This window comes from Pseudomonas edaphica (assembly GCF_005863185.1).
GTDB classification, from domain to species: domain Bacteria; phylum Pseudomonadota; class Gammaproteobacteria; order Pseudomonadales; family Pseudomonadaceae; genus Aquipseudomonas; species Aquipseudomonas edaphica.
In genome coordinates this window covers 1-2,838 of record NZ_VBVZ01000728.1, presented here as the reverse complement: position 1 = coordinate 2,838, position 2,838 = coordinate 1, and the positions used below count along the sequence as shown (strand labels likewise).

The window sequence follows — 2,838 nt, the reverse complement described above, 5'->3', positions numbered from 1 at the left end:
GTGCAACTGGAAGACCGAGGTGCCTGCATCGCAGGCAAGCCAGCTCCCACACAAGCCCAGCCCGACACAAAATCCGGTTAAAGCCTGGCTCCCCCGAGTCGATAACCTTCCATAGATCGTCATCCCTGATCCACAGAAGGTTTTTATGTCCACCACCAAAGCCCGCGCAGATTCACTCTCGCTTCTGCTCTTTACCTTGCGCAGCGGCAAGCTGATGGCCATCAACCTGCTCAAAGTCAGTGAAATCATCCCCTGCCCGCCGCTGACCAAGCTGCCGGAGTCGCACCCGCACGTCAAAGGCATCGCCACCCTGCGCGGTGCCTCGCTGTCGGTGATCGACCTGAGCCGCGCCCTCGGTGAGATGCCGCTGCAAGACCCGAACGGCGGCTGCCTGATCGTCACCGATGTCAGCCGTTCCAAGCAGGGCCTGCATGTGCAGGCGGTGAGCAAGATTGTGCATTGCCTGACCACCGACATCCGCCCGCCGCCCTATGGCTCCGGCGGTAATCGCTCGTTTATCACCGGCGTGACTCAGGTCGAAGGCGGCCTGGTGCAGGTGCTGGATATCGAAAAGGTCATCCACGGCATTGCCCCGGCCCCCGTTGAAGCGGCGCCGACCGACTTGACCATGGAAGAAGCCGAAGTGCTCGGCAACGCGCGAATCCTGGTGGTGGACGACAGCCAGGTGGCTCTGCAGCAATCGGTACACACCCTGCGCAACCTCGGCCTGACGTGCCACACCGCGCGCAGTGCCAAGGAAGCCATTGATGTGCTGCTGGAGCTGCAAGGCACGGTCGAGCAGATCAACGTGGTGGTGTCGGACATCGAGATGTCCGAAATGGACGGTTACGCCCTCACCCGCACCCTGCGCGAAACCCCGGACTTCCAGGAGCTTTACGTGCTGCTGCACACCTCCCTGGACAGCGCGATGAACAGCGAGAAGGCCCGCCTGGCCGGTGCCGACGCGGTGCTCACCAAGTTCTCGTCGCCCGAGCTGACCAAATGCCTGGTGGTTGCCGCGCAAACTGTGGCGCAAAAAGGCCTGTAAGCGGTGGCGGAGTATTTCCAACTGCTGCGCCGCGACCTTACTACCAGCCTGCCAGCACCGCAGTGGCCGGCCAATACCCGGCTGGATCATTACCGCGATGAGCTGGCCCCGGCCATCCATGCCGTATTGCGCATGACCCAGGAACAGGGCGGCGGCCGTGTCCCCAGCCTGGCAGAATGGCGCCGGCAGTTCGTCACCGACGCCGAGTTCGACCCCACGCTATGCCTGGTGGCCAGTAACGCAGACGGCATTCTTGGCGTGGCCCAGTGCTGGACCAGCGCGTTTATCAAGAACCTCTCGATCCATCCGTGCGCCCAAGGCCAGGGGCTGGGGCGTGCCTTGTTGCTGCATACCTTCCACGTGTTCAAGCAACGCGGCGAGCCCTGTGTGGACCTGAAGGTACTGGAAACCAACCAGCGCGCCCGACAGTTGTATGAAAGTGCCGGCATGGTGTTTGTGCTGCGCGACCAGGTACCCGAGGACTGACCGGCACTGGCGCATAACTTGCTTCCACTGAGCCTGAACAGTGAATAGAGGCAAAAACCCGTCACCGTTCAAGAGTGCCCTCTGACCTTGCCTGGTGACAGATCCTCCATGAACACTCACTTTTCCTGCGTGGGTTGCGGCAAATGCTGCAGCGACCATCACGTTCCCTTGACCCTCGAAGAAGCCCGCAGTTGGGCGGCTGACGGCGGTAACGTCATCGTGCTGGTGGAGGGCTTTCTTGGCACCGGCCTGGGCTTGCCGGTGCAACAACGCGAGCATGCCGAACGCCGTTCAGTGGTAGTGCCGAGCGGCAATACCGAGGCGTTTGTGGCAATCACCTTTGCCGCCTACAACGCCGGGCGTTGCCGCAATCTTGACGAAGACAACCGTTGTGGCATCTATGAGCGTCGCCCACTGGTGTGTCGCATCTACCCGATGGAAATCAACCCGCATATCCCATTGAACCCCGCCGCCAAGGATTGCCCGCCAGAATCCTGGGAACAGGGGCCGGCGCTGATCGTCGGCGGTGAGTTGATGGATGCAGAACTGGCTGAGCTGATCCGCCGCTCACGCCAGGCCGACCGTGACGATGTGCAGACCAAGGAGGCCGTGTGCGCCTTGCTGGGTATTCGTACCACGGCGCTCAAGGGCGATGGGTTTACCGCGTATTTGCCGGATATGGCTGCCTTTGCGCAGGCGATTGAGTTGGCGATTGAGCAACCATCGGTGGCTAATGAGTGGGTGTTTCACGTCTCCGGCATGGACATCGCCGAGCAGGTGCTGGATGCGGGGGCGCAGATTGCCACTGAGGTGCCGGCCAACTATGCGTTTATCTCGTTGAGGGCGGCTTAGGCTCGATGCGGCCAGTGTGGATGTGGGAGCTGGCTTGCCTGCGATGCGGGCAACTCGGCACACCAGGTACACCGAAGCGATGCCATCGCAGGCAAGCCAGCTCCCACAGTTGAACGGGTAGGCCCGCCTGTTGGCCATGGCTTGCAAAACACGGGGCCTGCTCATGTTCCGCACAATTAATTGGCCATCATTGAATGGAGGGCGGCTCATCCAAGTGATAAGGCGCCAGAATCCGCTGGTATTCACCGTTGTGCATCAGTTGCTCAAGCGCGTGATTGAGGTCGTTGCGCAAAGTGGAGTCAAACTTGCGCACAGCAATGGCAATGCCGTTGCCTAAGAGTTCACCGGACAAGGGTGGCCCCATGAAGTCGAAATCCTGGTCAACCGGGGTGTCGAGCAGCGCACTGCGAATTTCCACAGTGCCTTGCAGCGTCGCATCAATCTTGCCGCCT

General features: G+C 61.1%; 3 protein-coding genes and 1 pseudogene. 3 read left to right on the top strand and 1 reads right to left on the bottom strand.

From position 1 onward, the window contains the following. Positions 1-145 precede the first annotated feature (145 nt). The 3 genes from FEM54_RS29630 (at position 146) to FEM54_RS29620 (ending at position 2,386) form a co-directional block, all read left to right on the top strand. Positions 146-1,048, top strand: coding sequence for a chemotaxis protein CheV (locus FEM54_RS29630; RefSeq protein ID WP_017138169.1), 903 nt, complete (start codon positions 146-148; stop codon positions 1,046-1,048). A gap of 3 nt (positions 1,049-1,051) precedes the next feature. Beyond that, on the top strand, positions 1,052-1,534 hold the full coding sequence (locus FEM54_RS29625; protein ID WP_099548415.1) for a GNAT family N-acetyltransferase: 483 nt from the start codon (positions 1,052-1,054) through the stop codon (positions 1,532-1,534). A gap of 108 nt (positions 1,535-1,642) precedes the next feature. Continuing rightward, complete coding sequence (locus tag FEM54_RS29620; protein ID WP_017138171.1) at positions 1,643-2,386, top strand: YkgJ family cysteine cluster protein; 744 nt, start codon at positions 1,643-1,645, stop codon at positions 2,384-2,386. Positions 2,387-2,573: 187 nt separating this feature from the next. Here FEM54_RS29620 and FEM54_RS29615 read toward each other — a convergent pair. Next, positions 2,574-2,838 (bottom strand): annotated as a pseudogene (locus FEM54_RS29615) (ABC transporter substrate-binding protein); the annotation flags it as partial.